This window comes from Methanopyrus sp., assembly GCF_053997775.1.
The window spans coordinates 1-2,411 of record NZ_JBMXXF010000032.1 but is presented as its reverse complement, the minus strand read 5'-3'; the positions used below and the strand labels follow the sequence as shown (position 1 = coordinate 2,411).

General features: G+C 73.7%; 2 protein-coding genes and 1 pseudogene. All 3 read right to left on the bottom strand.

What is annotated here, in order from left to right; translation table 11 throughout:
- Positions 1-179: 179 nt before the first annotated feature.
- A complete protein-coding gene (locus ACXJJV_RS05145) occupies positions 180-947 on the bottom strand; it encodes a hypothetical protein (RefSeq protein ID WP_456467112.1) in 768 nt (255 codons plus the stop codon).
- A gap of 75 nt (positions 948-1,022) precedes the next feature.
- Positions 1,023-1,673, bottom strand: coding sequence for an MBL fold metallo-hydrolase (locus ACXJJV_RS05140; RefSeq protein WP_456467111.1), 651 nt, complete (start codon positions 1,671-1,673; stop codon positions 1,023-1,025).
- 129 nt (positions 1,674-1,802) lie between these two features.
- A pseudogene (locus ACXJJV_RS05135) lies at positions 1,803-2,411 on the bottom strand (hypothetical protein); the annotation flags it as partial.

Below are 2,411 nucleotides of genomic sequence, written 5' to 3'. Positions count from 1 at the left end.
TCACCTGGACCTCCTCCCAGTCGTCGAGGTACCCGTTCTCCTCGAGGTACTTGCCCAGGATGCGGGCGATGACGCGGGAGGGTGGGTCGCCGGTCTCCGAGACGATCTTGGAGATGCCCCAGAGGATCTTGGGCGGTAGGATGACGGAGACGCGGGGTCGGCGCACGCGGGCGTCCCCCTCAAAAGATGTCCCAGGGTGAGTCCTTGCGCTCTTCCTCCTCTTCCTCCCGCTCTCGCTCCTCGCTCACGATCTCGCGCACGTCGAGCTCCTCCCGCTCGACCTCGACCGACTTGGTCTCGGCGCGCCGCTCGGCCCGGTGTCGTTCGGCGAGGGCGCGGATCCGCGCTTCGATCGTGTCGAGGGTGGCGCGTCGGCCGTCCAGGAGGTGGTTGTCGGTGGCGGCGAGGTTGTTGACGCGGTCGACGTGGAGCTCGCCCTCGAGGGTCTCGATGTCGGTCACGATGGAGGAGAGGGTGGAGGCGTCGTAGGCCTCGCGGGGGGTGCGGGCGACGACGAGGTTGCGGCCGCGGGAGCCCTTGAGGACCCAGCGGAACTTGTCGTCGGCGCGCTCGGACTCGGGCTCCTTGGGGTGGGGGAGGACCATGGCGTGGACGACGACGGGGATCTCCTCGGAGATGAGGCGGGCGACGGCGATCCCCACGGCGCCGGCGAGCCCGTACACGACGACGGGGGCGATCTCCCGCTCGAAGGCGCGCTTGCAGGCCTCGAGCACCCGGTTCATGGGTTCCTGGCCGAGGAGCTGGCGGTAGGCGGTCTTGTGGTCCCGGTGGGCGCCGGTGGGGCTGCCGGCGTTGACGGTGAGCCGGGTGTAGGACTCCTCGGCGTCGAGGACGTCGGCGCGGGACCCGACCACGAGGACGCGCTCCTCGGGGAGGGAGGAGAAGGTGGAGGCCCGGGCCCCGCACCCGCCGGCGAAGATGAACACGGGGGCTCACCCCGGTGTCGTTCTCTCGTCACGCGCGGGTCATCTCGGGCGTCCGGTTTGTCAGTTTCGGGTGCGTCAGACCTCCAGCTCCTCCCCCACGCCGGGCCGCTCGCACCGGACGTTCAGCCGCTCCAGGTGGCGGGCGTGGTGGGGCCGGAAGTAGTGGCAGGCGATGACGCGGCGCACGCCGGCCTCGGCGAGGGCCCGCGCGGCCTCCCGGATCTGGGCGGATCCGGGGTACCGGCAGAAGCCGGCGACCAGCGTCTCGACGTCCCACCGCTCGGCGACCCACCGGACGAACTCGCCCAGCTCCCGGGGCTCGCGGGCGGTCACGAGGACGCCCTCGGACTCTAGCAGGAGGCCGGTGAGGTTCGGGCGCTCGACGACGAGCGCGCCGGGGGCGGGCTCGGCGCGCCCCCGCACCCGTTGGACGCGGGGGACGTCGAGCTCGGAGGCTGGGGAGGCGAGGACGGTGAGCGCGGGGTTCCGGTCCAGGAGGCCCGGGAGCGCGCCGACGTGGTCCTCGTGATCGTGGGTGACGATCACGGCCTCCAGGTCCCGGGGGTCCACCCCGGCCCGGCGCAGGTTGTGGAGGAGCACGCGGTCGCGGCCGCCCGCGTCGACGAGGAGGCGCCGGCCCTCAAGCTCCACGAGGCAGGAGAAGCCCCAGGTGGCCCGGAACCCGGACCGTCCCCGCCGGTCGTCGTACACCAGCCTCAGCCTCACGTTCACCCGTCCCGATCGGGCCCGCGCCCCGGGTTAAACCCCACGGTGGGTCAGCTACCGCAGGGCTCCCCACGACCGCCGTGCGGGCCGTCGGCAGGGTAAGTCCTCATCATCCCGGGGCGCGGGCCCTCAGGCCAGGTGGGCGAGCAGGAGGAGGGCCAGGGCGAGGGTCAGGGGCGCCCAGCCGGCGAGCCAGGGCCATCGGGGGTCGGGGTCGAGGGCGGGGGTGAGGAGGGCGAGGGTGGCGAGGAGCTTCGCCGGGGTGGGGCGGGCGAGGAGGCTGAGCAGCCCGCCGAGCGCCCCGAGGGCGAGGTGGAGTGGGTCGGGGGCGTACCGGTAGGCGGTTGGGGGCGCCCCCGCGGGGCGTAGGAGCAGGACCGCGGCGGGGTGGTACCCCTCGGAGCGGATCACGACGGCCGGGGGCCCGTCGAGCGTCGGGACCAGGGCCGCATCGAGGTCGTGGAGGGGCGGGAGCGGGGTGAAGGTGAGCCGGCGGGCGGGTCCTCCCTCGGGGAGGAGCCAGGCCTCCTCGACGCCCCCGTACACGTAGTACCCGTCGATGAACGGGGCGGGCCAGACGATCCATCCGTCCACCAGCGGCACCTCGCACCGGGCCCAGAACAGGCCGGGGCGCGGCGGTGCGTACTCGATCACGAGCCAGCGCAGGCCCTGCGACCGGATCAGCCGGGCCGGCTCGCCCGCCGCCGGGAACCAGCTCGGGGACCACGACTCCTCCCT